Source organism: Wolbachia endosymbiont (group A) of Gastracanthus pulcherrimus, from assembly GCF_964028265.1.
Taxonomy (GTDB): domain Bacteria; phylum Pseudomonadota; class Alphaproteobacteria; order Rickettsiales; family Anaplasmataceae; genus Wolbachia; species Wolbachia pipientis.
Genome location: NZ_OZ034763.1, coordinates 991,614 through 1,016,689, shown reverse-complemented (window position 1 = coordinate 1,016,689; position 25,076 = coordinate 991,614). Strand labels below are relative to the sequence as shown.

Annotated in this window: 21 protein-coding genes and 1 tRNA gene; 16 read left to right on the top strand and 6 right to left on the bottom strand. The window is 36.1% G+C overall.

The window, feature by feature from the left end; all coding sequences use genetic code 11:
- Positions 1–136 precede the first annotated feature (136 nt).
- Positions 137–1,507, top strand: coding sequence for a magnesium transporter (mgtE, locus tag ABWU47_RS05255; protein WP_006280192.1), 1,371 nt, complete (start codon positions 137–139; stop codon positions 1,505–1,507).
- 263 nt (positions 1,508–1,770) lie between these two features.
- Here mgtE and ABWU47_RS05250 read toward each other — a convergent pair whose 3' ends face one another.
- Positions 1,771–3,231 (bottom strand): TrkH family potassium uptake protein, encoded by a 1,461-nt coding sequence (locus tag ABWU47_RS05250; RefSeq protein WP_077188107.1) that lies wholly within the window; start codon positions 3,229–3,231, stop codon positions 1,771–1,773.
- Between the two features lie 141 nt (positions 3,232–3,372).
- Here ABWU47_RS05250 and ABWU47_RS05245 point away from each other — a divergent pair, with 141 nt between their 5' ends.
- Complete coding sequence (locus ABWU47_RS05245; RefSeq protein ID WP_353285610.1) at positions 3,373–4,491, top strand: hypothetical protein; 1,119 nt, start codon at positions 3,373–3,375, stop codon at positions 4,489–4,491.
- 155 nt (positions 4,492–4,646) lie between these two features.
- Here ABWU47_RS05245 and ABWU47_RS05240 read toward each other — a convergent pair whose 3' ends face one another.
- A complete protein-coding gene (locus tag ABWU47_RS05240) occupies positions 4,647–5,663 on the bottom strand; it encodes a substrate-binding domain-containing protein (RefSeq protein WP_077188105.1) in 1,017 nt (338 codons plus the stop codon).
- 141 nt (positions 5,664–5,804) lie between these two features.
- Between ABWU47_RS05240 and dcd the strand changes: the two genes are divergently transcribed.
- Entirely contained in the window at positions 5,805–6,362 is a 558-nt protein-coding gene (gene dcd, locus ABWU47_RS05235; RefSeq protein ID WP_006280485.1) for a dCTP deaminase, read from the top strand.
- Positions 6,363–6,613: 251 nt separating this feature from the next.
- On the opposite strand, the gene ABWU47_RS05230 is transcribed toward dcd, so the two are convergent.
- Entirely contained in the window at positions 6,614–6,766 is a 153-nt protein-coding gene (locus tag ABWU47_RS05230; RefSeq protein WP_186809109.1) for a hypothetical protein, read from the bottom strand.
- A gap of 13 nt (positions 6,767–6,779) precedes the next feature.
- On the opposite strand from ABWU47_RS05230, the gene ABWU47_RS05225 reads away from it, so the two are divergent.
- The 4 genes from ABWU47_RS05225 to ABWU47_RS05210 all read left to right on the top strand — a co-directional run bounded on the left by ABWU47_RS05225 (position 6,780) and on the right by ABWU47_RS05210 (position 13,940).
- Positions 6,780–9,995 carry a glycoside hydrolase TIM-barrel-like domain-containing protein gene (locus ABWU47_RS05225; RefSeq protein ID WP_077188104.1) on the top strand — a complete coding sequence of 1,072 codons (3,216 nt, stop codon included), beginning with the start codon at positions 6,780–6,782 and terminating at the stop codon, positions 9,993–9,995.
- Positions 9,996–10,052: 57 nt separating this feature from the next.
- Complete coding sequence (locus tag ABWU47_RS05220; protein WP_077188103.1) at positions 10,053–10,919, top strand: hypothetical protein; 867 nt, start codon at positions 10,053–10,055, stop codon at positions 10,917–10,919.
- A 183-nt stretch (positions 10,920–11,102) separates the two neighbouring features.
- On the top strand, positions 11,103–12,266 hold the full coding sequence (locus ABWU47_RS05215) for a multidrug effflux MFS transporter (RefSeq protein WP_006279533.1): 1,164 nt from the start codon (positions 11,103–11,105) through the stop codon (positions 12,264–12,266).
- A gap of 132 nt (positions 12,267–12,398) precedes the next feature.
- The gene (locus tag ABWU47_RS05210) at positions 12,399–13,940 is read left to right on the top strand and encodes an ankyrin repeat domain-containing protein (RefSeq protein WP_353285609.1); all 1,542 of its coding nucleotides are present in this window, start codon (positions 12,399–12,401) and stop codon (positions 13,938–13,940) included.
- 68 nt (positions 13,941–14,008) lie between these two features.
- Here ABWU47_RS05210 and tkt read toward each other — a convergent pair whose 3' ends face one another.
- Complete coding sequence (tkt, locus tag ABWU47_RS05205) at positions 14,009–16,081, bottom strand: transketolase (RefSeq protein ID WP_077188101.1); 2,073 nt, start codon at positions 16,079–16,081, stop codon at positions 14,009–14,011.
- A 113-nt stretch (positions 16,082–16,194) separates the two neighbouring features.
- Between tkt and rpsD the strand changes: the two genes are divergently transcribed.
- The 3 genes from rpsD to iscX all read left to right on the top strand — a co-directional run bounded on the left by rpsD (position 16,195) and on the right by iscX (position 17,136).
- A complete protein-coding gene (rpsD, locus tag ABWU47_RS05200) occupies positions 16,195–16,809 on the top strand; it encodes a 30S ribosomal protein S4 (protein WP_010962555.1) in 615 nt (204 codons plus the stop codon).
- A gap of 9 nt (positions 16,810–16,818) precedes the next feature.
- Positions 16,819–16,905: transfer RNA gene (locus ABWU47_RS05195), tRNA-Leu, on the top strand.
- Between the two features lie 30 nt (positions 16,906–16,935).
- Entirely contained in the window at positions 16,936–17,136 is a 201-nt protein-coding gene (iscX, locus tag ABWU47_RS05190; RefSeq protein ID WP_077188100.1) for a Fe-S cluster assembly protein IscX, read from the top strand.
- A 242-nt stretch (positions 17,137–17,378) separates the two neighbouring features.
- Here iscX and ABWU47_RS05185 read toward each other — a convergent pair whose 3' ends face one another.
- Complete coding sequence (locus tag ABWU47_RS05185) at positions 17,379–17,597, bottom strand: hypothetical protein (protein ID WP_182366768.1); 219 nt, start codon at positions 17,595–17,597, stop codon at positions 17,379–17,381.
- A gap of 316 nt (positions 17,598–17,913) precedes the next feature.
- Between ABWU47_RS05185 and ABWU47_RS05180 the strand changes: the two genes are divergently transcribed.
- From ABWU47_RS05180 to ABWU47_RS05160, 5 genes are read left to right on the top strand one after another with little or no spacing between them, the layout of a single operon-like run.
- Positions 17,914–18,255, top strand: coding sequence for a DUF721 domain-containing protein (locus ABWU47_RS05180; protein ID WP_064125521.1), 342 nt, complete (start codon positions 17,914–17,916; stop codon positions 18,253–18,255).
- 37 nt (positions 18,256–18,292) lie between these two features.
- Positions 18,293–18,607 carry a 50S ribosomal protein L28 gene (gene rpmB / locus ABWU47_RS05175; RefSeq protein WP_006279619.1) on the top strand — a complete coding sequence of 105 codons (315 nt, stop codon included), beginning with the start codon at positions 18,293–18,295 and terminating at the stop codon, positions 18,605–18,607.
- Positions 18,600–19,463, top strand: coding sequence for a lipoyl synthase (lipA, locus tag ABWU47_RS05170; protein ID WP_077188099.1), 864 nt, complete (start codon positions 18,600–18,602; stop codon positions 19,461–19,463). The genes rpmB and lipA overlap by 8 nt, the downstream gene beginning before the upstream one ends.
- Before the next feature lie 53 nt (positions 19,464–19,516).
- Positions 19,517–20,233: a bifunctional demethylmenaquinone methyltransferase/2-methoxy-6-polyprenyl-1,4-benzoquinol methylase UbiE gene (gene ubiE / locus ABWU47_RS05165; protein WP_006279624.1), complete on the top strand. Its 717-nt coding sequence runs from the start codon at positions 19,517–19,519 to the stop codon at positions 20,231–20,233.
- On the top strand, positions 20,230–21,345 hold the full coding sequence (locus tag ABWU47_RS05160) for an FtsW/RodA/SpoVE family cell cycle protein (RefSeq protein WP_077188098.1): 1,116 nt from the start codon (positions 20,230–20,232) through the stop codon (positions 21,343–21,345). Before ubiE ends, ABWU47_RS05160 begins: the two co-directional genes overlap by 4 nt.
- Before the next feature lie 194 nt (positions 21,346–21,539).
- Here the strand turns inward: ABWU47_RS05160 and ABWU47_RS05155 are convergent, their stop codons facing one another.
- On the bottom strand, positions 21,540–22,403 hold the full coding sequence (locus ABWU47_RS05155) for an Rpn family recombination-promoting nuclease/putative transposase (RefSeq protein WP_265023279.1): 864 nt from the start codon (positions 22,401–22,403) through the stop codon (positions 21,540–21,542).
- A gap of 928 nt (positions 22,404–23,331) precedes the next feature.
- Here ABWU47_RS05155 and ABWU47_RS05150 point away from each other — a divergent pair.
- Positions 23,332–25,047, top strand: coding sequence for an ABC transporter ATP-binding protein (locus ABWU47_RS05150; RefSeq protein WP_077188095.1), 1,716 nt, complete (start codon positions 23,332–23,334; stop codon positions 25,045–25,047).
- The last annotated feature ends 29 nt before the right edge of the window (positions 25,048–25,076 follow it).

The following is a 25,076-nucleotide window of genomic DNA, read 5'->3' as shown; positions in this document are numbered from 1 at the left end:
TATATTTACTATCAATAACAATAACAGTAAACAAAATAGAAATTTAACCATATGATAGTTAATTTAAATAATTCCATTATACTTTAATGTTTAAGGAAATCAAGCGCGTATATTTATTAAAAAACAAGGTAAAGTAATGAATATTGAAATAAGTTCCCATTATGGTTTAGACAAAAAGGCTATTGATGACTTAATAGAGTCACTTGATAACGAGGAGCTAGAGAATGTTCGTAATATTGTAAAAACGATAGACAGTGTTCAGTTAGCTTATTTTTTATCTACTTCGATCAGTGATCACAGGGAGAAATTAGTTAATATCCTCGATCAACATTTGTTAAGTGATGCCCTAGTGCATGTAGTGCCAGATTTACAAATAGAGATCATAGAAACATTGGGAATAGAAAATACAGCAAAGTTACTAATGCTCCTTGATGTAGAAGATATAGTAACCATAGTGAAAGATTTAGATAGAAAGTCTGTAGAAAATATACTTTACTATTTGCCCAGCAAAACTCAGAAATCGGTAGAGGAGTTGCTATCATATCCAGAAGAAAGTGCAGGAAGGTTAATACATAAAGATATGGTTATAGCTCCATATTATTGGACAATAAATCAACTGACAGAATTTGTGTGCAACTATAAAAAAATACCAGAAAAATTTCACCAGATATTCATTATCAACTCAAAATTAGAGCCTATAGGCAGTGTTAATTTAAATAAGGTAATATCTCACTCAGGAGACACAATAATAAAAGAGATAATGGATCATGACATAAAAATCATTAAAACTGGAATAGACCAAGAGGAAGTAGCAAGAATATTTAAAGATTACTCTCTATTATCGGCTCCGGTAGTAAATAAGAATGGTAAAATTATTGGTGTGATCTTAATTGAAGATGTGATAAAAGTTGTTCAACAAGAAACAGAAGAGGATGTACTCAAAATAAGCGGTGTATCTTCTAAAGCCGATATAAATGCCCCTATACATAAAACTATAATTAAAAGGCTACCTTGGTTACTGTTTAACCTCTTAGCTGCAACAATGTGTTCCATAGTAGTTGGCTTTTTCGATGATGTAATAAAAAGTTTTATAGTGCTGCCAATAATCATGCCGATAATTGCATCAATGAGCGGAAATGCAGGATCCCAAACAGTAACGCTAACCATCCGGGCAATCGCAACAAAATATCTAACTGAGCAAAATGCAAAAAGAATACTGATGAAAGAATTTTTAATAGGTCTTATAAACGGGGTGATCTTATCTACTATTTCATTAGTAGTGTTAGCAATAAGGTTTCACAACTTCAAAGTGGAGATGATTTTTGTGGTCTCCATGATTATGATGTCAATTATTGCAACGTTCATCGGAACTTTCATTCCTATAATGCTTCATCGCTTAAAGTCTGACCCTGCCGTTTCTTCTTCAATCCTAACATCGGCAACAACTGATATTCTCTCAGCTTTTATATTTCTTGGTTTAGCTACGATCTTTTTATTAAATAGCTAATACTATCTATAGCTATACCGCCGCGAACCGTCATGCCGCGATTCATTCGCGGTATCTCTTAGCATAGATCCCGCTAACAAGTAGCGGGATGACGAGAAAGGGGCTACTTGGATGACATTCTTCCTGGTGTGCCCAAATCACAATGTTCGTACATCTGTGGATTTATTCGCGGTATAGATATCGCTAACGAGTAGCGGAATGACGGTTTTTCAAATTGTCGTAAGTCAGTTTAGCTATAATATCAAATTTCACAACTTCACCAACTATTTCTTTCTATTAAATAAGAATAAATTACCTATACAAAAATAGATTGGCAATATTTCAAGTCTGCCAAGCAGCATTAAAAACGACAGAAATAATTTTACTTCATTACTGAAAGAGGAATAATTACCCGAAGGGCCTATTAAATTACTAAATCCCGGGCCAGAGTTTGTAAGCGTTGCAGAGACTGAACTGATGCTAGTTATAAAGTCTGCATTGCTTAAGTAAGACATCACTATTGATGAAATGGTAAACGTTAACATGAAAATTGCAAAAAATATAAAGACAGAGTGAACTTCATCATTCTCCAGAATTTTTCCATTGAATTTTACTCCATTGTCTGCATCAGGGTTTAATAAAAGGTAAAAGTAATTTCTTATAGACCTTAAAAGAACAATCAAGCGGAAGATTTTGACACCACCACTTGAAGAACCACTACATCCACCAACAAAGGTTAGAAAAAAAGCTAAGACTGAAATGAAACTCCAATCTATATGATTACAGATTGCATAACCAGTTGACGTAATTAAAGAGGTGATGGTAAATGTGCTGCATCTAAATGATAATGACACTCCTAAATCAACATTTTTATACAACCAAAAACAAGCAAATAAAGATGAAACAATAGCTATCTTAACAAAGTAAGAGACCTGTTCATCATAGCAAATGTCTAATCGTCTTATAATTTTTAAATAGCTAAGAAAAGGCAGAGAACCCAAAATCATAAAAATGATCGTTATGACTTCTAACATAGGGTTATTGTAGTGCCCTATAGAATCGTTATAGTTAGCAAATCCACCAGTTGATACAGAGGACATTCCGTGGCATATTGCATCAAATAGTGGCATACCAGCTAGATAATAGGAAAATATGCATAACAAAATTAAGCCATAATATATTGCCGTAACATGAATCACTACGCTTCGCGTGTTCGGCAACTTCCTTTTGGTAGCATCTGAATATTCAGAATAAAGTAAATTATTTAGGCTGAGAACCTTAAACATAGGAAAAACTGCAATTCCTAAAGTGATTACACCAAAACCCCCCATGCCATGTAGCATTGCTCTCCATAGCAGTATTCCTGGAGATTGTTTTTCAATATCATTAAATATAGTTGCTCCTGTGGTTGTGATGCCAGATATCGTTTCAAACAATGCATCAACATAGCTCAGATTATCAAAATAGAAAGGAATAGCTGCAAACAGAGACAAGGCAATCCAGGTGCAACTAGTAATCGCAAAAATTGCTGGCATTCCATGCAATCTACTTAATTTACCGAGTAAAATAAAAATTGCGCCAGATGTGCAGGTAATTATGAATCCAGCGAGGAAATTTTTCCATTCGTAGCTGAGATACTTATTGGTAATAGCAGGAATAAGCATTGCTAAGCTAAACAGCAATAGGAATATTCCCGCAATAAATACAATTGAACGCAAATTTTGTAAACGTTGATGATTTTTCATAGAGTTACTTCCTCGCTATACAAAGCCATAAAAGCTACTCTAACGTCAAGCATTTTGTTGGCCTTTATTAACAGTTATTAACAACATACTTGATTTACTTGTAAATATGTGTGATAATTAAATTTTTATTAGAGGTAAGATATGGTTGAATTAACTGATGCACAAGAAAAAATTCTAGGTTCATTAAGACAGGCAGTCTGGGATGGCAATTTTCAAAAAGTCCAGGACATATTCAACAATGGTGAACATAATGATATACAAGCAGTTTTGAACCACGAGGGGACTTTGACTAGTAACAAAGGTACCATTTTAGATTTTGTTATTGACTGTTCTGAAGCTAGCGTTAACACTAAAGTCGAGATCATTGAACTAATTTGGGAGGAAGCTGATCAAAAAACTCGTGATTTTTTGTGTGATTACAAGGTAACAAAATCTTTTGAAGATCAACCATATTTTACGGATACAATAGATGATCTTAAACGCTTTCAAGGAAAATTTGACCCTCATAGCACAGAATATTTTGCTCTTGTACAAGTTGTTCAAAAAATAGAAGATCACAAGTGGGTAATGGATCTTGATTCCAACTTACAAGAAGCAATAGGAAACCTTGATATTGATCAAGTTAAAGCAGCATTAGAGAATTGTGGTGAAGATGTAGAAAGGGTTTTAGAGCGAGAGGTATATTGGAGTAGTGGAAGAGTAGATGCCCTTTTAGTTTATCCTCTGAAAGTTGAATATAGTGAAGAATTGAACCAAGAAGATGTGGAAAAGATAAAAGAAAGCTTTAAATTAATGTTTGATGCTGCTTCTCCAGGGCTCCTTGGGTTCGAGTTCAATGGAAATAACTATGTAATGGATAAACTTACATGTGCACAAAAACGTTTTGCTAAAATACCTGGAGTAGGTGAGCAATGCTTTCAAGATTTGATTCAAGAATTTGAGGAAAAACTTAGTAAAAATGAACTAGATAATGCCAAGATTAATGATCAGATAGCATGGGATAAAGAGTATGAGACTCGATTTTCACAAGAAATCAATTGGGATCCGTCTGAGAATGATGATCTTAACTTTATAGATGACACTGATCTAGATCAAAACACCGTAAACTCTGCACCAACTGCAGACAACAAAACCCCAGAAAAAAACGATACAAACTTCTGGAGTGAACACAAAGGGAAGATCGCTCTGGGCGTTTGTTGGACTATGCGTAGTTGCAGTTTCAGCATTGGCTGTACTAGCTTATATTGGAGGAGTTTGTGAGAAATCAGAAAGCCCAAATACGAAAAGCTCGGACCCGGTTGTTTCTGGGGTGTTGCAACAACGCAGAACTGTCTAATTAGTAATCCATTGTCATCCCAGCGCGCCGCGCTGGGTCTGACTACGCTAGAACAAAGAATATAAAAGAAACGTTGCCGTCACGTTATATCATAAACCTTTGCTGAAGCTTTCTTTATATCTTCACTTGAAAGTGGAATTAGACCAAGCCTAGATAGGTACCCATCTTCAATGCCGATCGAATCTATAATTTCTTTTATGAATTCTCTTAATCCATCAACAGTATCCAGGTGTTCTTTCTTTATATAAAGGTATAGAGGTCTTGCTAATATATATTTTCCCGATGATATATTTTCGTAAGTTGGCTCAATTCCTGCAATTGTGCTCCCTTGTATTTTATCTTGATTCCTCATTAAAAAGCTAAAACTAAATATCCCTAAAGCGTTCTTGTTACTTTTCAATTTTTGTATTATTATGTTTTCATTAATTCCAACTTCTATATACCTTCCGTCATCCCTTATATTACCACATGCTTGCTTTCTTTCTTCCTGATCTTTATAATTCTCTTTGAAAATTCTCGAGTTCATGCATGAATATTGATCAAGCATAATAGAATTAACCAAAGTTTCGTATGTGCCTGTATTTTGATGTGGACCATAAATTTCAATTTCTGTTTTTGGTAAGGCTTGATTTACATCAGACCAAAACTTCTTATTATTTTTTACTAATTTATCATTTTCTTGAGAATATGCAGATAAAGTGTCAAATAAGTCCTTCTTTGTGAAATCAAATCTATGGCTTTGATTTGAATTTGCAATGACAATTCCATCATAGCCAATGATGATCTCTATCACTTCATTAATTTTATTTCTTTTACATAGTTCTCTTTCTACTTCCTTCATAGGGCGAGATGAAGTGGTGATGTCTGGAGTGTCTTCCCCTATTCCTGAGCAAAACATTTTGAATCCTGATCCACTTCCTATCGATTCCACAACTGGAGTCTTAAAGGAGAATACACGATTGAACTCCTCGGCTATAAATGAGATAAAAGGAAAAACAGTTGAAGACCCAACAATTCTGATGTATTTCCTGGCATCAGCATTTGACAGCGGCATGAATAATACGAATACAAAAATCAGGAGAAAGTTTCTAAGCATTATTTTTAGTTAAGAACATAAATCTAATTATTGTAACAAAAAATCAAACTGAAAAGCTTTAATTGCATGACAAAAGCTACAGTTTACATTTAAATTTTATTTTATATTATTGTAAGTATTACACAACTTTAAGGGGCAATTATGGCAGTTATGCCAGATAAATGGATAAGAGAAAAAGCTGAAAATTTTGGAATGATAGAGCCTTTTGTGAATCACAAAAGCAGCAAAGGTGTCATATCTTTCGGACTATCATCTTATGGTTACGACGCAAGAGTGGATAATAAATTTAAGATTTTTACTAACGTTAATTCAGCCATCGTGGACCCTAAAAATTTCTCTGAGAATAGTTTTATAGATAAAGAAACAGACGTATGCATAATTCCACCAAATAGCTTTGTGCTTGCAAGTACAGTGGAATATTTCCGTATACCAAGGAATGTACTGGTCATTTGTGTTGGTAAATCAACTTACGCAAGGTGTGGAATTATAGTAAACGTTACTCCCTTAGAACCTGGATGGGAAGGTCATGTCACACTCGAATTCTCAAACACCACTCCACTTCCTGCGAAAATTTACGCTAATGAAGGCGCATGCCAATTCGTATTTTTAAGCGGCGAAAGTGAATGCGAGAAATCATATGATGATATGAAAGGAAAATATATGAATCAGCATGGTATCACTTTGCCGCTGGTGAAGTGATTGCCATGAGAGTGGTAATTTTTCACTTCCGTACTTTTTCATTGTTGCTTACAATAATTATAGCTACACCATGTGCTTTTCTTAATTAAAAACTTCAATTATTCATTGTAAGTTGTTGAATTTCTTATCATAGTATCTGTTATCCGAGTAGCCCCTTTCTTGTCATCCAAGTGCCTTGACTACTTGGATCCAGCTTTCTATGTGACCTCATCAAAAATGTTTATTTTTCAGCCATTTTTATACTTATCAACTCAGTGTGCTTGCTTACAATTAAAATTCCTAGATCCCAGTGTCGGAGCACTGGGATGACAAAGGAGGAAGCACTGGGATGACAAGGTTATAGGTGTCATCCAAGTAGCGTGACACTTGGATCTTTTCTCAACAATTTCAAAAAAATCTATCAAAAGGAGGATTACCATGTCTACAATAATTTTATCATCAATTTTTGGTCAAGCAGGCAGCATTTTTGGTCCAATTGGCCGGATTATCGGCTCAGAACTCGGTGCTCTTCTTGGTGCACAGCTAGATGGGGCAATGTTCGGCCTTGATGCCGAGCAAAAAGTAACGCATGGTGCGAGACTAAAAAATCTGCAAGTTCAAACCTCAACCTACGGCAGAACGATTCCAATTATCTATGGCACTGCTCGTGTTGCAGGGAACATTATTTGGTCACAGCCAATAAAAGAAGAGGCGATAACCACCAAAAGCAAAATTGGAAGAGGTATGAACGTTACATATAATTACTACGCAACGCTTGCAATTGCGATCTGCAAGGGGAAAGTAGAAAAATTAAACAGAATCTGGGCAGATACAACATCACTTAGCTTTGATGAAATAGATTATACTTTTTACAGCGGCAGAGAAGACCAAAATCCTGATCCATTTATGTCATCAATTGAAGGAGAGGGGAATGTGCCGGCTTATAGGGGAATATCTTACATAGTCATCAAGAATTTTCCTTTAGCAGACTATAATAATCATGTTCCGGTATTTACGTTTGAAGTGCAAACTGCAGTAAAGTCAAATGAATTTTCAGTAGCAAAAAATATTCGGAATATCAATATCATACCAGGTTCAGGTGAGTTTGTATATGATACAAAAATACAGAAGAAAATCGCGCAAGAGAAAATAAGCAGCAACCAATATATCCCATATGGGCTGGCGCAAAGGGTAAATCACAACAACCACACTAAAAAGAGCGATGCAATGCTTTCTTTGGATCAATTAAAGGGAGATTTACCAAATGTTGAGTGGGTATCGGTAGTAGTCAATTGGTTTGTGAATGATCTGAACATTAAAGATTGTAAAATATATCCTGCAGTTGAATTTCAAGATGATTCCGCAATATTACCTGATGATTGGCAAGTAGGGGGTGTAACCAGAGATAATGCTCAGCTAATTTCAAAAGATGCGAGTGGAAACCCAAGGTATGGTGGCACAGTTAGTGATGCAGCGTTGATAAGATATATAGAAGAGCTACACAGCAGAGGCTACAAGGTGATGCTCTATCCAATGCCCTTACTTGATACAAAGAACAAAGAGTGGCGAGGAAGGTTGAGCGGGACTCCTGAAGATATAAGTGATTTTTTTAAGAATCAGTACAACAAATTTATAGAGCATTATGCAAGCATTGCCAAACAAACTAAAGTGGAAGGGTTTATCATTGGTTCTGAATTTGCGCAACTTACCAAAATCAGGGATGAACAAGGGAATTACCCTGCCGTTATAGAGCTGGTCAAGCTTGCAAAGCAGATAAAACTTAATCTTGGAAAAGAAGTAACAGTTACCTACGCTGCAGATTGGAGCGAATACCATTCATATGATGGTTGGTATAATATGGATGAACTGTGGTCTTCAGAGTATATCGACGTTGTTGGCATAGATGCTTATTTTCCACTGACTGATGGTCCAGAGCCTCCTTTTGGTTATTCCGCGGAAGATGTAATGGGTGGTTGGAGCAGTGGAGTGGGGTATGATTATTTCTATGATTACTCAAAGGGTGAGCCTGAAAGAGTAAAGTATAACGACAGCAGGTATGCGTGGAAAAACATAGCAAAATGGTGGAGTGAAACTCACATAAATCCAGGTGGTAGTAAAACGAAATGGCAACCAAAAATGAAAAAAATATGGTTTACTGAGTATGGATTTCCCAGTATGAACGGCTGCACTAATGAGCCAAATGTGTTTGTTGACAAAGGCAGCATAGAGAGCAAATATCCACGATATTCAAACGGAGAGGTGAGCTTTCTTTCGCAAAAAATTGCAATTGAAGGAACGCTAAAAAAGTGGCAAAGTTCAGAAATGGTAGAAAAAATGTTTCTCTGGGCATGGGATGCAAGGCCATTTCCTTACTTTCCCAATTTATGTGATGTGTGGGCTGACTGCCATAATTGGCAGACAGGACATTGGATTCAGGGAAAGCTTTCACAGCTTAATATTTCCGATGTTTTATCGGATCTGTTACAAAAAACAGGTTTAAAAAGCGATCAGTTCGATACAAGCAACGTCAAAGGGTTATTGTCTGGGTATGTGATAAACGACCAGCAATCGGTACGTTCAATTATTAAAATGCTGCAAAGTTGCTATTTTTTTGATGTGGTTGAACAGGACTCTAAACTGAAATTTGTCCAAAAGGGCAGGGGAGTTACGACTGGAATACCAATTGGTGAAATGGTTTTCAGTAACAATTCAAAACTTGCTAATATCAGTCAATTAGATTTAAACAATAAAGTTAACGTCGTTTATTTTAATCGCAATTTTGGCTATCCAATTGATGTTAAATATGCTGAGTTGCCAAAGCAAGGCGCTGCTATAACAGTTGAAATACCGCTCATTATGGAGGAGGGAGAGGCGCAAAATATAGCTGAGGTTTTACTTTATTCTTCGTGGCAAGAGAGAAATATATACAATTTCAAGCTGCCGATAAAATATGCGTGGCTTGTGCCAAGTGATGTAATAACGATTTTAGACGGTGAGAAAAAGCATACGGTGAGAATTATAAAAACAAAATTCGAAAGCATGTCCATTCAAGTAATTGGCGTTGGTTATGATCACTCTATATATAAGCTTTCTTTTCCTTCAACAAGGTCACTTATGCTGAAGGAATACCCTCCCTCTCACATTAGCAAAACCATCGTAGAAATGATAGATTTACCGGATATTAAAGGTAATAGTGCAAGCTTTACTTTAATTAGTGAGGAAAAGAATTGGAAGGGAGCAACACTCTTTATTTCGTACAACGATAAGGATTATAAGCCTATTGCAAGCACAAACAAGCAGTCTACTTACGGATATGTAATGGAATCTACCGACGAGGGGCTTATAGTAGTGTTACGTTTTGGAAACATAACTTCAATTGCGGACTCAAATTTAGCACTAGTTGGAAAAGAGATAGTGAAATTCCAGAATGCTGAACTTATAGATAAAAATAAATATAAGCTTAGTAACCTAATCAGAGGACAAGAAGGTACTAAAGAGTATCAGCACACTGCAGGTGAAAAATTTGTTCTACTTGATGATTCAATAATATCTTTCGAAGTGCAAAGGGGAAAAAAGTTTTACCTAAAAGCAGTGACTTACGGTGACTCGCTGGAAAATACGGAAGTGAAAGTGATAAATTCATTTAGTAATTGAAATTTAATAAAGTAAGTGCTAGAATTAATATACAGGTATTAATGGTAGAGATATAACATGTCAAAGGAAATGGTCAATGCGTTGAAAGCTGAAGTGAAGAAGCTCAAATATGCTGATTTCAAAGCTAACACTGGGGACGAAGTAATTTCTGGTGAGGGAACATATAAGGATCTTAATAGAACACACGGCCTTGCTATTAACGGACAAAAAATAACTAACGAATTTATTAACGATCTGTATTCAAACCATAAAAATCTAATTCTACGGGATGAAAACGGAAAAGGGAATTATCGTCCATTTCTCAGACAAATTTTTACAGAAATGTTTAAACACGTTGGTGCAACAATTCCCAATAACTCTATTATTGAAGAGTTAATAAATAACTATTATCAGGGCGGATATACTCATTTTCTTCCTAATGATATGAGTCACGCTCTTGGATCTTTTCATTTGTTAACGCAAAGCAACTGTATGACAAGAGAGTATATTATGGATTGTCGTGAACCCAATTGTATAAAGCTTAGTTTTAGCATGAAATATACAAAAATGCTTAACTATGATGATTATACATATATCGAAACACCAGGTTTTTGCAGTTCAGCGGAGTTTAAACTAAAATGTGAAGGTGAAAATGTGGTATATGAAGATGGTAAAGTACTTCTTACCATTCCTAAAGAGTTAGAGAACTATAAAGCTGGTGATGACGGTTTGTTTGATAAGCTTACTTATATTATAAATAAGATTATTGAGTATTTCAAAAAACTTTGTGAGAAATTGGGCTTTGAGTTTGATACAAGAATAGAGTACGATCCTGAGCATAATATAAAAATAGAGCATAATCTTGGTGAACCACTAAAGGTAGTAAGTGAGGCAAATGCATCTTCTGTTGAAGACTTAAAGCTTAAAGTGAATAATTCAAGATAAGATATTGAAATTCGTGCTTTTTATGATTTTAGCTTAAGATTTCAGTGTCCGCTACTCGCATGACATCGTTTACTATGTAACATTGTACTTATACTAATGAAAAAAATACATTATAATTAAGCATATTTACCAATAAATCATTAAGTGAAAACAGCTCTTTCGCAAAATATCATCTCTCTTATTATGATATTGTCTGTAGCAATTGTCGATATGGCAACTGACCTATACTCAGTTGCACTACCAAGCATTGCCAATTATTTTAAAGTAGAAGGCAGTGTAGTGCAGCTTACAATTAGCTTGAATCTAGTTGGATTTGCGGTGTCTGGATTAATTTATGGTCCATTATCGGACCATTATGGTAGGCGTCCAATGATGCTGATTGGTATGACAATTTTTACTTTGGCAAGTGTCATGTGTTATATAGCCGACAGTATTGCGCTCTTGATACTAATTCGCTTCATACAAGGAACAGGGGCTGGTGTTGCAGGTGTTGTTGGGTATGCAGCAATAAGGGATATGTACTCGGGTAGTGAATACTCGAGAGTCATTTCAAAATTAAATATGGTTGTGGCACTCTCACCTGGAATAGCTCCAGTGGTGGGCAGTTATATAATTTCACATGGGTATAGTTGGAAATTTTTGTTTTTTATTATATCACTTGCAGCAATTGCTATACTTATTTTTATCTACTTTAAGTTACAAGAAACACTCACTGTAAATAAAAATGAAACCAGTATAACTAACATAACTACTAATATCTGCAAGCAATATATATCAATATTTAGAAATTATCGTTTCCTTGGGTTTTCAGCCATTCATGGATTAACTTTCATGTGGCTTTGGGCATACATTGCTAACTACCCGTTCATATTTGAATCGATGGGCATTGAAGTACAGTATTTTGGCTACCTCATATCGATCATAGTCATATTTTACATAATTGGAACTTTAATTAATAGAAGGTATGTACCAAAAGTAGGGGTTAGCAAAATGCTAATAATAGGTTTGGTGTTACCGATAATATCCGATAGTTTATTGGTATATTTTTATTTCGCGGACAAGTTAAATATATTAATTCTTCAAACTGTTTGGATTCCAGCCAATATCGGACTTGCATTAATAATAAGCAATAACGTAACTTCTGCTTTAGAAACGATCAAAGGTATAGGGCTTGGTAGTGCAGTTCTCTCATTCTGCAATATGATGTTTGGGGCTATTGGAATATATATAGTAGGAAAATTTTTTCGCTATGGTATTTTACCAAATTTACTATTAACAATAGCATGCTCTACAATTGCAATTCTTATGTACAGCCAGCTCAAATGTACTGAAAAACACAGGGAATAACCATTATTTGCGTGATCCAGAGCTCATGGGTTATTAATGACTTTATCATGATAATATAATTTTACAGGGGGTGAGAGTTCATAGATTATTAACGACTTTATCATAACAATATAGTTTTACAGGAGGTATGGGATGAGCAATTCAAACAGAGATATAAATGCTGAATTACGTAAGGCTGCTCTAGAAGGTAATATTGAGAAAGTAAAAAGTCTAATAAGTGAAGGAGCAGATGTTAATGCAGTAGATGTACATAACAACACTCTTTTACATTATGCTGCTGGAAATGGCTATGCAGAGATAGTAAAAGATCTATTGGATAATGGGGCAAATGTTAATGCAGTAGGATTTGCAAATATGACTCCTCTACATCGAGCTGCTGAAGAGGGCCGTAAAGAGGTAGTAGAAGTTTTACTAAATAATAGGGCAAATGTTAATGCAATAGATGAACATAACAGCACTCCTTTACATAGGGCTGCTGAAGAGGGCCATCAAGAAGTAGTAGAAGCCCTACTGAAAGTAAATGGGATCGATGTTAATGCACAAGATAAATATGAAGGTACTCCTTTACATTTTGCTGCTGCACATGGCCATAAAGAGGTAGTAGAAGCCCTATTGGACAAAGGGGCAAGTGTTAATATAACAGATCAAGATGGAAAGACTCCTTTACATCGGGCTGCTGAAAATGGCCATGCAGAGATAGTAAAAGATCTATTGGAAAAAGGGGCAAATGTTAATGCAACAGATCAAAATGGAAAGACTCCTTTACATTGGGCTGCTGTAAAGGGCCATGAAGAGGTAGTAGAAGCCCTATTGGGAAAACATGGAATCGATGTTAATGCACAAGATAAAGATAACAGGACTCCTTTACATTCTGTTCTTAAAAAGGACAACATAGATATAAATGTATTGAACGCTCTACTGGGAGCAGAAGGAATCGATGTTAATGCACAAGATAAAGATAACAGGACTCCTTTACATTCTGTTCTTAAAAAGGACAACATAGATATAAATGTATTGAACGCTCTACTGGGAGCAGAAGGAATCGATGTTAATGCACAAGATAAAGATAACAGGACTCCTTTACATTGGGCTACCGGTAGGGATAATGTGGAAGTGGTTAATGTTCTAATAATAAAAGGAGCAGATGTTAATGCACAAGATAAAGATAACAGGACTCCCTTACATTTTGCTGCTCAAAATAACAACAAAGAAATAGTAGACGCCCTAATAAAAGCAGGAGCAGATGTTAATATAAAAGATGAAGATGGAAAGACTCCCTTAGATTTAACTACTAACGAAGAAATAAAAACTCTATTGCAACCCGCAGAAGAATCTGATGATGGTTCAGTGGGTGAGCCAGCGACAGATAGTGAAGGGGGTCAAGAGGAAGAGGAGGAAGATTCAAATCAATCACAGAGAGAGCAAGACATCAATGGAGAAAAAGGAGCTGATGTACAAGACAACGATGTAGGTCCTGTTGCTTCCACAGAACCTGCACAAACAGAAGAACAGCCGAGCTCTTTTTTTGGTAGTTTGTTTAGTATACTTATGAAGCCTTTTTCATTAATAGGATCATTTTTTAGTGATTTTTTTCATGGTTATTTGGGTCTAACACTGATGAATCTACATCGCAAACCGATGCTAGTGTTTCTTTACTTAGATCCGATTCATTAGACGAAGAAGATAGTAGTGGTGGTCATTATAGTGCAATGAACACAGATGTGTAGAGTAATGCAAGAAGTCTACTCAATGTAAACCAGTTTCTCACACACACATTTTACTACGTGATCAGCACTGATATTAAAATGCTCATAAAGTGTTTTATAAGGTGCTGATTCTCCGAAGCTTTTCATGCCAATAAATATACCGTTTGAACCTATGTATTTATGCCAACCCATTTCACTTCCGGCTTCAATTGCAACTTTAATGCTGTCATTATTTAATATTGCCGCTTTATATTCATCGCTTTGCTCGTCAAAAAGCCTCCAGCATGGCATAGAAACAATCCTTGTACCTATACCCTTTTCCTGCAATTTCTCCCTTGCTTCAACTGCAATTTCAACCTCGGACCCCGTAGCAAATATCGTCACTTTTAATTCTTTTGAACATTCACACAAAATATATGCACCAAACTTCGATAAATTAGCAGATTGATCGATATCAGAGTAGAACTTGCGCATGTAACTTACGTTTTGCCTTGAGAGCGCAAACAGTGCTGGAGATTCTTTCTTTTCGAGTGCAATGCTAACACACTCAAGAGTTTCAACTGCATCGGCTGGCCTAAAAACATATAGATTTGGTATAGCACGCAAAGAGGCTAAATGCTCTATTGGCTGATGAGTTGGGCCATCTTCTCCCACTCCAATTGAGTCGTGAGTCATGACATACATAACCTGCTGCTTCATCAGAGCTGAAAGACGTATAGCAGGACGACAATAGTCGGAAAATACCAAAAAAGTGCCGCCATAAGGAAGAATCGCGCCGTGAAGTGCCATACCATTCATACATGCTGCCATAGCGTGCTCTCTCACTCCATAGTGGACATAAGAGCCACTATAATTATTGCTATTTATTACCTGCATGTGCTTATATTTAGTGCAATTTGACCCAGTAAGATCAGCAGAACCGCCGATTAATTCCGGCATAGACTCAGTTAAAAGTTCCATTACTCTGCCGAAAGAAGATCGAGTAGCTTCGTTTGGCATTAGCTCACATATTTGTTTCTTCAGGTCAGCTAAAACACCAGCGATATTATCTGGTAGATGTTTATCTAACCGTCTTTGAAGTTCTGCATGATACCCTGTCATCCCAGCATTCTCTTCTGTCATCCCAGTACTCTCTCTTGTCATCCCAGTGCTTGACACTGGGATCCATTCTTTTTCTTCTTTCCTGGATTCCAGCGTTACGCGCTGGAATGACATCGTGTAGTTTTGTTTTGCTCTCTCAACAGTTTTCTTCCAGGCATTTTTCACATCTTCTGGTACATGGAATGGTTCATAATTCCAGTTTAATTTCTCTCTCATCTGTTTTATGTCTTCCTCCGAAAAAGCACCACTGTGAGCAGAGGATGTGCCAGCACGGCTTGAAAATTTTCCGATAATGGTTTTGCAGCAGATCATTGTAGGTTTACCAGACTTTTTTGCTTGCTCTATTGCAAAGGATATGGCATCAAAATCGTGGCCATCAATTTTGTCAACATTCCATCCATACGCTAAGAAGCGTTTCTCTACATCATCAGAGCAGGAAAGGCAAGTAGCGCCATCTATAGAGATATCATTATCATCAAAAAGAGCTATGAGCTTATTCAATTTAAGATGCCCAGCAAGTGATGCTGCTTCATGGCTTATTCCTTCCATAAGACAGCCATCCCCTAGCATCACGTAAGTGTGGTGATTGATTCTGAATTGCTTTTTAAGGATTGATTCAGCAAGTGCCATGCCAACAGCAGCGGCAAACCCCTGACCGAGCGGGCCTGTTGTTGCCTCTACCCCGGAAGTCAAGCCGAACTCTGGATGACCTGGGGTCTTGGATCCCATTTGCCTGAAGTTTTTTAGCTCATCTATGCTAATATAACCTGTCAAATATAATATTGAGTATAGTAACATTGACCCATGACCGTTTGATAAAACAAAGCGATCTCTATTGAACCATTTAGAATCATCAGGATTATGATTCAGATATTTAGCAAACAAAACAGTTGCAACATCTGCCATGCCAAGTGGCATACCTGGGTGTCCAGAGTTTGCTTTTTGTACTGCATCAATTGATAAAAAACGGATGGCGTTTGCCATAGATTTTAAATGTGAATGATTCATGTGTTAATAGAAAAACTTAAAAATGAAGTATAAAAGATTATATCAGCAAAAACAAGTTGACACTGAGTGCTAAAATCCTTAATAATCTAAAGTTAAATCGTGAGAGTTTTTATATGACAACTGTTATCACTAGAAAGTATAGGATTAGCCGTAGACTTGGTGTAAATTTATGGGGTAGAGCTAAAGACCCGGTAAACAAAAGGAAATACCCTCCAGGTCAACATGGTATTCTTGGATTCAAGAAGTTATCCGACTTTGGTAAGCAGTTTGCTGCGCATAAGAAATTTAAGTTTTACTATGCGATTTCAAGTAAGCAGCTCAGACGTACATTTTTAGATGCTTATAACAGAAAGGGTTATACGGCTGATAATTTTATCGGTATCTTAGAATCGAGATTAAGTTCTGTTTTATACCACTCTGGTCTTGTTCCAACAATTTACTCAGCAAAGCAGCTCATATCTCATAAGCACGTTACAGTTAATGATAAGGTGGTTAACATATCGAGTTATCGAGTGAAGCCAGGTGATATAATAAAAATAAGAGAAAGGGCAGCAAAAATCCCTGTAGTAGTAGAGGCTGAACAAAAACAAGAGCGCAAGGCTCCGGATTATTTAGAAGCAGATAGTAAAGAGCATTCAGTGAAGTATTTGAGGTCACCTCAATATTCTGAGGTTCCTTATTCAGCAGACATGGAAGTCAATTTAGTAGTAGAGTTTTACTCTAGATAGATAAAAAAAGCCCGTGTGGCGGAATCGGTAGACGCAGCGGACTTAAAATCCGTGGGTTTTGCGACCTTGGGAGTTCAAGTCTCCCCATGGGCACCAATTTAACTTAGCAGATAAATACAAAAAAGTATGAAATGGTTTGATATAGAAGATATTGTAGAAGCTCTGGAGGAAAAATTTCCAGATGAGAATATAATTAGTATCAGATTCACTGAGCTTAAAAAAAAGGTCTTGAGTTTAGAGGAATTTGATGATGATGAAAAACGCTGTAACGAAAAAATACTCGAAGCTATTCAAGCAGCTTGGATTGAGGAAAGATTAACCGCATAGCAATAAACCATACGCAAACGTGATTTCTATTACAATTTGCATATTGATTATGCTATTTTTTGGATCTAGCCTGGCAAATTAATAATAATTTAACCAATTACAATTAAAACAGCTATAAGGTTAATTATGAGGCAAAACAAAAATTTTTGAATGGAACGACTTACTTGACAAGTGCTACGTTGAGATAAATTTTACATAAAAATACTGCTTTTATGGTGTGAGGCTAGAGGTTTGTAAAGCAGTTAGAAGGTTGTCATCCCAGTGTCAGCTACACAACTGTACGAACATTTATTTTTGTTAAACACAGCAAATGGTGTCATGCCAGTGCTTGACACTGGCATCCAGCTTTTGATCGAAAATGTTGTATAGTGCACAATCAATTTTTCTGGATCCAAGTAGTCTGAGCACACAACTGTACGAACGTTGTAGTTTGGGAGCAATTCCCACCAGTGGGGTGTCATCCCAGTGCCCAGACACTGGTTCTATGCAACTTAATTAAAAACGTTTATTTTAGCGTAAGACAACTACCTTTAGCTCATCAGCTCAGTTATAAGCAAAATTTCTGGATTCCAGACTGGAATGACACCATTTGCTGTGCAATTTACCTTCAAAAATGAATGTTCGTACAGCTATGTGTCTGAGCACTGGGATGACATCCTCCCTGGTGGACTCAAATTACAATGTTTGTGCAGTACGCACTGGAATGACAGGGCTTTAAGAAATCCAATGTAGTGGTAAACCTTACTTATTTAGTTATACTAGAAACAAAACAGAAAAATGCTCAAACACAGCGGTCCAAAAAAATTAAAGTCTATAATTGAAAACTATGCATTAAAATGCATGAAAAATAAGATTAGTAAAAATGAAATACGTCTGATTTTAAACTGGCGAAATATAGTAGGGAAAGAAATAGCAGAGTGTACAAAACCGAAAAAGATCTCATATGCACAGAATATAAATTCGGGTGTGTTGCATCTGGTAGTAACAAATGGCAGCAAAGCATTGGAAATTCAGCATATGATTTCTCTTATAATAGAAAAAATTACGATATTTTTTGGCTATAAAGCAGTATATGGTATAAAAATTAAGCAAGAGAGTATTGACTATTTGACTATATAAGGTAATCTAAGTACATAGAATAATTTGGTATATTGAAGTGAGTAGAGTTTGTGAATTAACAAATAGAAAAAAATCTTTTGGTAATAAGGTATCACATTCGAATCGTAAAACAAAGCGTACCTTTCTTTTAAATTTACATAAGGTTACGTTGACAAGTGATATATTAAATAAAAAGTTTAGATTTCGTGTGGCAACAAGAACTTTGAGAACTATAGATTACAAAGGTGATTTGGATGCTTTTTTGCTCAACACAAGAACGATTAAACTAAGTGAGAAAGCGCAGAAGATAAAAAGAAGGTTGAAAAAAGTTTTAGTAAAGCAAGAGGTAGAGTTAGCCGTTTCAGATGCATAACAAACCTCAATGGCTCAGAGCAAAAGCTCCGACCGGTGAAGTATTCAATGAGACCTTAAACATCGTTAAACTGCATAACTTGCATACAGTGTGCGAAGAGGCTGCATGTCCAAACATTGGTGAATGTTGGAATAAACGTCATGCTACTGTAATGATTCTCGGTTCTGTTTGCACTCGTGCTTGTGCATTTTGCAACGTTGCAACTGGCATTCCTGATAAACTAGATCCTCATGAACCAGAAAATTTAGCAAAAGCAATAAAAAAGTTAAACTTAAAGCATGTTGTTATTACTTCCGTTGATCGTGATGATTTGCCAGATGGTGGCGCAAATCAGTTTATACAGTGCATAGAAGAAATTAGAAAGATAACTTCAGAAACAACAATAGAGATTTTAACTCCTGATTTTTTAAATAAGAAAGGAGCATTTGAAGCAATCGCTGTTGCATCACCTGATGTCTATAACCACAATATTGAAACAGTGCCGAGATTGTATGCAAAAATAAGACCACGAGCTCGCTATTTTCATTCACTATATTTACTGAAGATGGTAAAGCAGATTAATCCCAAAGTTTTCACAAAGTCAGGGCTTATGGTCGGTCTTGGAGAAACAAAAGAGGAAATACTGCAGGTTATGGACGATTTGCGCAGTGCTGAGGTTGATTTTATTACAATTGGTCAATATCTACAACCAACTCCAAAACATGCAAAACTTGATAGGTATGTTACCCCAGAGGAATTTGAGCATTATAAATATATTGCTTACTCCAAAGGGTTCCTAGTGGTTGCATCAAGCCCACTAACTCGGTCATCATACCACGCCGAAGAAGATTTTAACAGGCTCAAGGCCTGTCGTTGACATTTGTGTTAATTCAAATTAATTTTTGCTAATTATAAAGGAGTTTTTACGTAATGTCTACTATAAAAATCGAGAAGAAATCACAATTAGTTAAAGAGGTATTCGATTCCGTGGCAAGTCGCTACGACACCATGAATGATATAATGAGCCTCGGAATGCACAGATTATGGAAAGATAAGATGGTAAATAGTGTGCATTTTACAAAAAACTCTCAGGTTTTAGATGTTGCTGGAGGAACTGGAGATATAGCAATAAGAGTAGTAAGAAAAGAGCCAAGTGCTAAGGTTACAGTATGCGATATAAATCAAAACATGCTAAACAGAGGACGTGATAAAGCTATAAATTCAAACCAAATTAATTTTGATTGGGTATGTGCAAGTGCAGAAAGTTTACCATTTGAAGACTCCGAATTTGATTATTGCACAATAGCTTTTGGTATTCGAAATGTTTCTGACCGCAAGAAGGCTTTAAATGAGGCGCACAGGGTATTAAAACCACATGGGAAATTTATCTGCTTAGAATTTGCCCCTATGCACTATCAAAATGAGATATTTACCAAACTTTATGACTTATATTCATTTAAAGTAATTCCTAAAATTGGCAGCATAGTTGCTAAAGACAAGAGTTCTTATGAATATTTAGTGAAGAGCATTAGAGAGTTTCCAACTCAGGCTGATTTTAAAATGGAAATTGAAGAGGTAGGTTTTAAGAATGTTGAGTTTCATAATATGAGCTATGGAATAGTGGCATTACACATTGGAACAAAATGAATATTAAACTCTGGTATAGAACGCTGGATTATTATCTCATCCTTCCAGTGTTTTTTTTGCTCACTATAAGCTTCATTCTTGTTTATTCAGCAAGCCCTGTAATTGCGCAGCGTCTTTCTTTACCACAAGATTATTTTATACGGCGCCATACAATTTATATAGTCCTGTCACTAATTACCTTGGTGACATTTTCTTTTCTCAACACAAGAACTATACTTAACCTCTCATTCGCAGGTTTCGCTTTATTTACTATTCTAGTAGCAACTGCGATAATACTTGGTATAGAGGTAAAAGGTGCGAAACGATGGTTACATATTGTCAAAATTTCAGTTCAACCATCTGAGTTCGTAAGGCCATTTTTTTCTGTTGTTATAGCTAGTATCTTGGCCAGCGAAATGAAGTTTAAAATACACATATCAATCATAATATTTCTGTTAGTTTTTGTGTTGTTACTTTTGCAACCTGATTTCAGTATGTCTATGCTTTTAACATATTCTTTTATTGGTCAAATGTTTATTGCATGTATACCACTTTTATACTTTCTATGCATAATAGGAATGGCCACAACTGGAACTACAATAGCTTACTTATGCCTCCCACATATAAAGCAAAGGATTTACAATTTTGTCTTTTTTACGCAACGCGATAACTTTCAAGTCACAAAATCATTAGAAGCATTCAAAAGAGGTCAATTAACTGGAGTTGGACCTGGTGAAGGTAGCGTAAAAGCCTCTCTTCCTGATTGCCATACAGATTTTGTGTTTTCTGTTTTAGCAGAAGAATTTGGTTTGATTACGTGCTTAGCCACATTGATGTTATTTGGCATCATTTCCGCCCGCTTGCTTTACATTGCATATAGGGAAAATGAATTATTTAATCTGTTGGTGATTCTCGGTATCTCAATTCAATTCATCACACAATTCATAATAAACATAGGGGTAACATTGAGTGTTTTTCCAACCACCGGCATAACCCTGCCATTACTTAGCTATGGTGGTTCTTCTCTTTTATCTTCGAGCATCGCACTTGGCATAATGCTGTCTTTCAGTAGAAACCAAGCTATCGCATTAAAGTTTCGTGAGCGTGTTATGCTTGGAAGGTATATGGACTAAACTTGTACCGCTCACAACTATTATTGGTATCCCTCCAAAATGGGTATCTGTTCAGATGAGTGGCAAGAGATATTATGAAATCTGAAAGAGTTATGTGGAAATTTTTCAGAAAATATTCCACTGACATGCTGAACAACAAATACATCACTATGTCGTTTATCGCAAAAACTTATATTTTTCGTAACCATTCACACTTAATTCTGCAATTCTTTGATCTCACTCATAGAAAGACCAGTAGTTTGAGCTATAATATTAAAAGAAACACCTGCTTTAAGTAGATTCTTTGCGACTTCAATTTCCCTCTCTTTTCTACCTTCCTCTTTAGCAAGATCAAGTCTGTATTCAAGAATGGCTTCTTCTTTGCGCAGATCCATTATTCTTTCTTCATAAGCTATTAGATCTTTTTCATTCCAGTGAAACTTATCTAATTCATCATATGCTAGCTTTATTATTGGTGATTTTTCCGCAATTTTTCTGAGATCTTCGTCCGTTGTTTCATCTGCATATTTGAAAAAAAATAGCCAACGGTCTACTACACTTTCTAGTTGTTCTGCTCTACTCTTAGGAAATTTTGGCAGCTCTATGAAGATAAATTGAAAATCTTTTAAGTCATGTTCATTGGTTTTCTCATCTCTTATGGTATGGCTAGATATATAGTCAAGCTTATCAGGGAATAAGGTACAATTTGAAATCGCGATAAAGAAAATCTTCTTTAAATCAACGTATTTACCAGATTTATCAGCTTGTCTTGAGTAAGCCTTAGCAGCATAAAGTTGTGCGCGTTTTTCAAAGCCTTTATCACGAGTGAGCTGCATCTCAATTATATACCTGTTCCCACTAGAATCCCTGCAAAGAACATCAACAATGCTTTGTTTATCAGAAGCAATTTCAGGGTCCATAATGGTGCTTAAGAATTCTACTTCTTGTATAGTGTTGACTTCAGTACATCCTAAAATATCGTTCAAAAAATGAATAAGAATATTCTTATTTCTCTCAGTACCAAATATTTTTTTAAATGTTAGGTCCAATTTTGGATCGAGAAATTTAGAAAGAGCCATAGTAAAAATACTGAGAAAAGATTAATAATCATACACTATTATTAACAACTATTCAACCATATTTTTAAGTATAGCTATACCGCCGTGGCGCTAACACGTAGCGGGATGACGAGGTTATCGTCATACCACCGCAAACCGTCATACCGCCGCGGCGCTAACAAGAGATCCCGCTAACACGTAGCGGGATGACGAGCTTATCGTCACGCCGCCACGAACCGTCATACCGCGATTCATTCGCGGTATCTCAGCCGCTAACAAGAGATCCCGCTAACAAGCAACGGGATGACGAGCTTATCGTCACGCCGCCACGAACCGTCATCCCGCTAACACGTAGCGGGATGACGGTTGTCGTTTAGCCATAAACATTAAGAAATTTACCAAACGAAAAAAAAGGCAAAAGAAGCCCTAGTCATTGTCTATTTTCAGTATTGGCGTTTTTTAAGTCTTAAACACTGCAATTTAGCTGCTTTTAAATGCAACTCACCTTAGTTTAAATGTTTAAGAAATTTACTAAGCAGAAAAAAAGGCAAAAGAAACCCCGTGTTAGCTAGTTGTCACTCTCTAATCCTGCAAATTGGCGTACTATACTGTCTTAAACGACTTATAAGCGCGTTTCAGCTTATATAGGTAAAAACCTAGAAATGTTGTGAAGACATAAGGTGCACATAGTGCAAAAAATTAAAAATAAGACGCCAACCACGTCGTTTTCTTGCTGTTTAATCTGCACAGATGAAGATAACTGAACACCTTCAATACCATGATAAGAGGACTGGCGGAGTTTGTCAAGCAAGTTTTTCGTTTCTGCGGGCTACTACCCTTTCTTGGTGGACTATAACAGCTGCAGAACCTAAATTGCTTCATACTACACCTTTCCCCTTTCCCCTGAAACTAAAATCTATATACTTAACTTTAGAAACTTTAAAATAAGATGCGATCTAATATTAGGCAGTTATTTTACTATATAAAGCCTAATCTATCCTATTTTGTCATAGCTTTTATTGCAGTTTTATTTTCAGCCTTAACGATCCTCCTCTTTGGCAGAGGCTTAAGCAATATAATTGATTCTGGCACAGAGCAAGATTTTACTACCAAACTATTAGTTGCAATACTTATAGTTTTAGCCATTTCTCTCACTGCATTTACTCGGTTATATTTCATTGGCATTGGCAGCGAGAAAGTTATCGCAAGAATCAGATATGACTTATATAGCAGTATCACTAACTTGCAACCAAGTTTCTTTGAGAACACAGGCGTACAAGATGTTATCTCAGCGTTAATTACTGATACCTCTGTGCTGCAATCAATAATAAACAGCAGCTTACTAACCATATTACGAAATTTTGTGATTCTGATTGGCAGTGTTGCTATGTTATTATATACAAATATACAACTAACTGCGTATGCAGCCGCAATAATACCTATACTACTCATTATCATGACCTCACTTGGAAAAAAAGTGCGTAGCTATGCACGCTTTGCTCAGGATAAATTAAGTGAGCTTGCGTCATTTAGTGAGGAAAATTTTAGATCTATAGTGACTATCAAATCGTTTGTACTCGAGGAAAACGAAAAAATCCGTTTTAAGGAACATTTAAACTCAGTATCAAAATCATACGTAAAATTAGTACTCTTGCGTGCTATTTTAGTAACTCTAGTTATCACGTGTGTGATAGGTTCACTAGTTGTTTTGCTCTTTTTTGGTATTAAAGAAGTCTTAAGCAATAATATAACTATTGGACAACTCTCCTCATTTGTGTTTTATTCAGCGCTCGCAGCAGGAGCTATAAATAATTTGAGTGATAATATCAGTGATTTACAACGAGGTCTTGGAATAGTAGAGCGTTTATTTGAATTTAAAAATATGAAAAGCTCTATAGCAGATCCCGATGATCCTATAAAAATTTGTAGTGTTCAAAAAGGAATTTCGTTTAATGGTGTAACATTTTTTTATGAATCTCAGTCTGATAAGCCAGCGTTAAATAACGTATCATTTTCTATAGAGGCAGGTCAAGCAGTATCAATTGTTGGACCATCTGGCAGTGGTAAAAGCACCATTTTAAAGCTTCTGCTCCGTTTTCATGATCCAAACAAAGGTAGCATTACTATCGATGGGCACAACATTAAGTCAATTGCGCTAAATGACCTCAGATCGTTGTTTGGCTTAGTGCCACAAGATCACATGATATTCTCTTGCTCAATAATGGAAAATATACTATATGGCAAACCAGGTGCCGAATATGAGGAAGTGAAGCAAGCAGCCATCAGCGCTTATGCGATGGAATTTATTGATAAGCTGCCTGATAAATTTGATACATTTGTAGGAAAAAGAGGATTAAAACTTTCTGAAGGACAAAAACAACGTATTGTAATAGCAAGAGCCATACTCAAAAACCCTCAGGTTTTAATACTGGATGAAGCAACCTCTGCCCTTGATTACAAAAGTGAGAACCTCGTGCAAAAAGCATTGAGCAAGTTAATGCAAAACAGAACAACAATCGTAATTACACACAGGCTATCAACCGCACTCAAGACTGACAAGATTATAGTAATTAATCATGGAAAAGTAGAAGAAGTAGGCACTCATGACTCTCTAATAAGTAAAGACGGGCTATATGCAAAACTGGCGAAGATACAGTGGAATTGAAAGAAAATTTAAATCATACCGTTAGTTGA

Coding starts and splice junctions, on each gene's coding strand:
- mgtE (WP_006280192.1), top strand. CDS start 137: ATGAATATTGAAATAAGTTCCCATTATGGTTTAGACAAAAAGGCTATT.
- ABWU47_RS05250 (WP_077188107.1), bottom strand. CDS start 3,231: ATGAAAAATCATCAACGTTTACAAAATTTGCGTTCAATTGTATTTATT.
- ABWU47_RS05245 (WP_353285610.1), top strand. CDS start 3,373: ATGGTTGAATTAACTGATGCACAAGAAAAAATTCTAGGTTCATTAAGA.
- ABWU47_RS05240 (WP_077188105.1), bottom strand. CDS start 5,663: ATGCTTAGAAACTTTCTCCTGATTTTTGTATTCGTATTATTCATGCCG.
- dcd (WP_006280485.1), top strand. CDS start 5,805: ATGGCAGTTATGCCAGATAAATGGATAAGAGAAAAAGCTGAAAATTTT.
- ABWU47_RS05225 (WP_077188104.1), top strand. CDS start 6,780: ATGTCTACAATAATTTTATCATCAATTTTTGGTCAAGCAGGCAGCATT.
- ABWU47_RS05220 (WP_077188103.1), top strand. CDS start 10,053: ATGTCAAAGGAAATGGTCAATGCGTTGAAAGCTGAAGTGAAGAAGCTC.
- ABWU47_RS05215 (WP_006279533.1), top strand. CDS start 11,103: ATGATATTGTCTGTAGCAATTGTCGATATGGCAACTGACCTATACTCA.
- ABWU47_RS05210 (WP_353285609.1), top strand. CDS start 12,399: ATGAGCAATTCAAACAGAGATATAAATGCTGAATTACGTAAGGCTGCT.
- tkt (WP_077188101.1), bottom strand. CDS start 16,081: ATGAATCATTCACATTTAAAATCTATGGCAAACGCCATCCGTTTTTTA.
- rpsD (WP_010962555.1), top strand. CDS start 16,195: ATGACAACTGTTATCACTAGAAAGTATAGGATTAGCCGTAGACTTGGT.
- iscX (WP_077188100.1), top strand. CDS start 16,936: ATGAAATGGTTTGATATAGAAGATATTGTAGAAGCTCTGGAGGAAAAA.
- ABWU47_RS05185 (WP_182366768.1), bottom strand. CDS start 17,597: ATGACACCCCACTGGTGGGAATTGCTCCCAAACTACAACGTTCGTACA.
- ABWU47_RS05180 (WP_064125521.1), top strand. CDS start 17,914: ATGCTCAAACACAGCGGTCCAAAAAAATTAAAGTCTATAATTGAAAAC.
- lipA (WP_077188099.1), top strand. CDS start 18,600: ATGCATAACAAACCTCAATGGCTCAGAGCAAAAGCTCCGACCGGTGAA.
- ubiE (WP_006279624.1), top strand. CDS start 19,517: ATGTCTACTATAAAAATCGAGAAGAAATCACAATTAGTTAAAGAGGTA.
- ABWU47_RS05160 (WP_077188098.1), top strand. CDS start 20,230: ATGAATATTAAACTCTGGTATAGAACGCTGGATTATTATCTCATCCTT.
- ABWU47_RS05155 (WP_265023279.1), bottom strand. CDS start 22,403: ATGGCTCTTTCTAAATTTCTCGATCCAAAATTGGACCTAACATTTAAA.
- ABWU47_RS05150 (WP_077188095.1), top strand. CDS start 23,332: ATGCGATCTAATATTAGGCAGTTATTTTACTATATAAAGCCTAATCTA.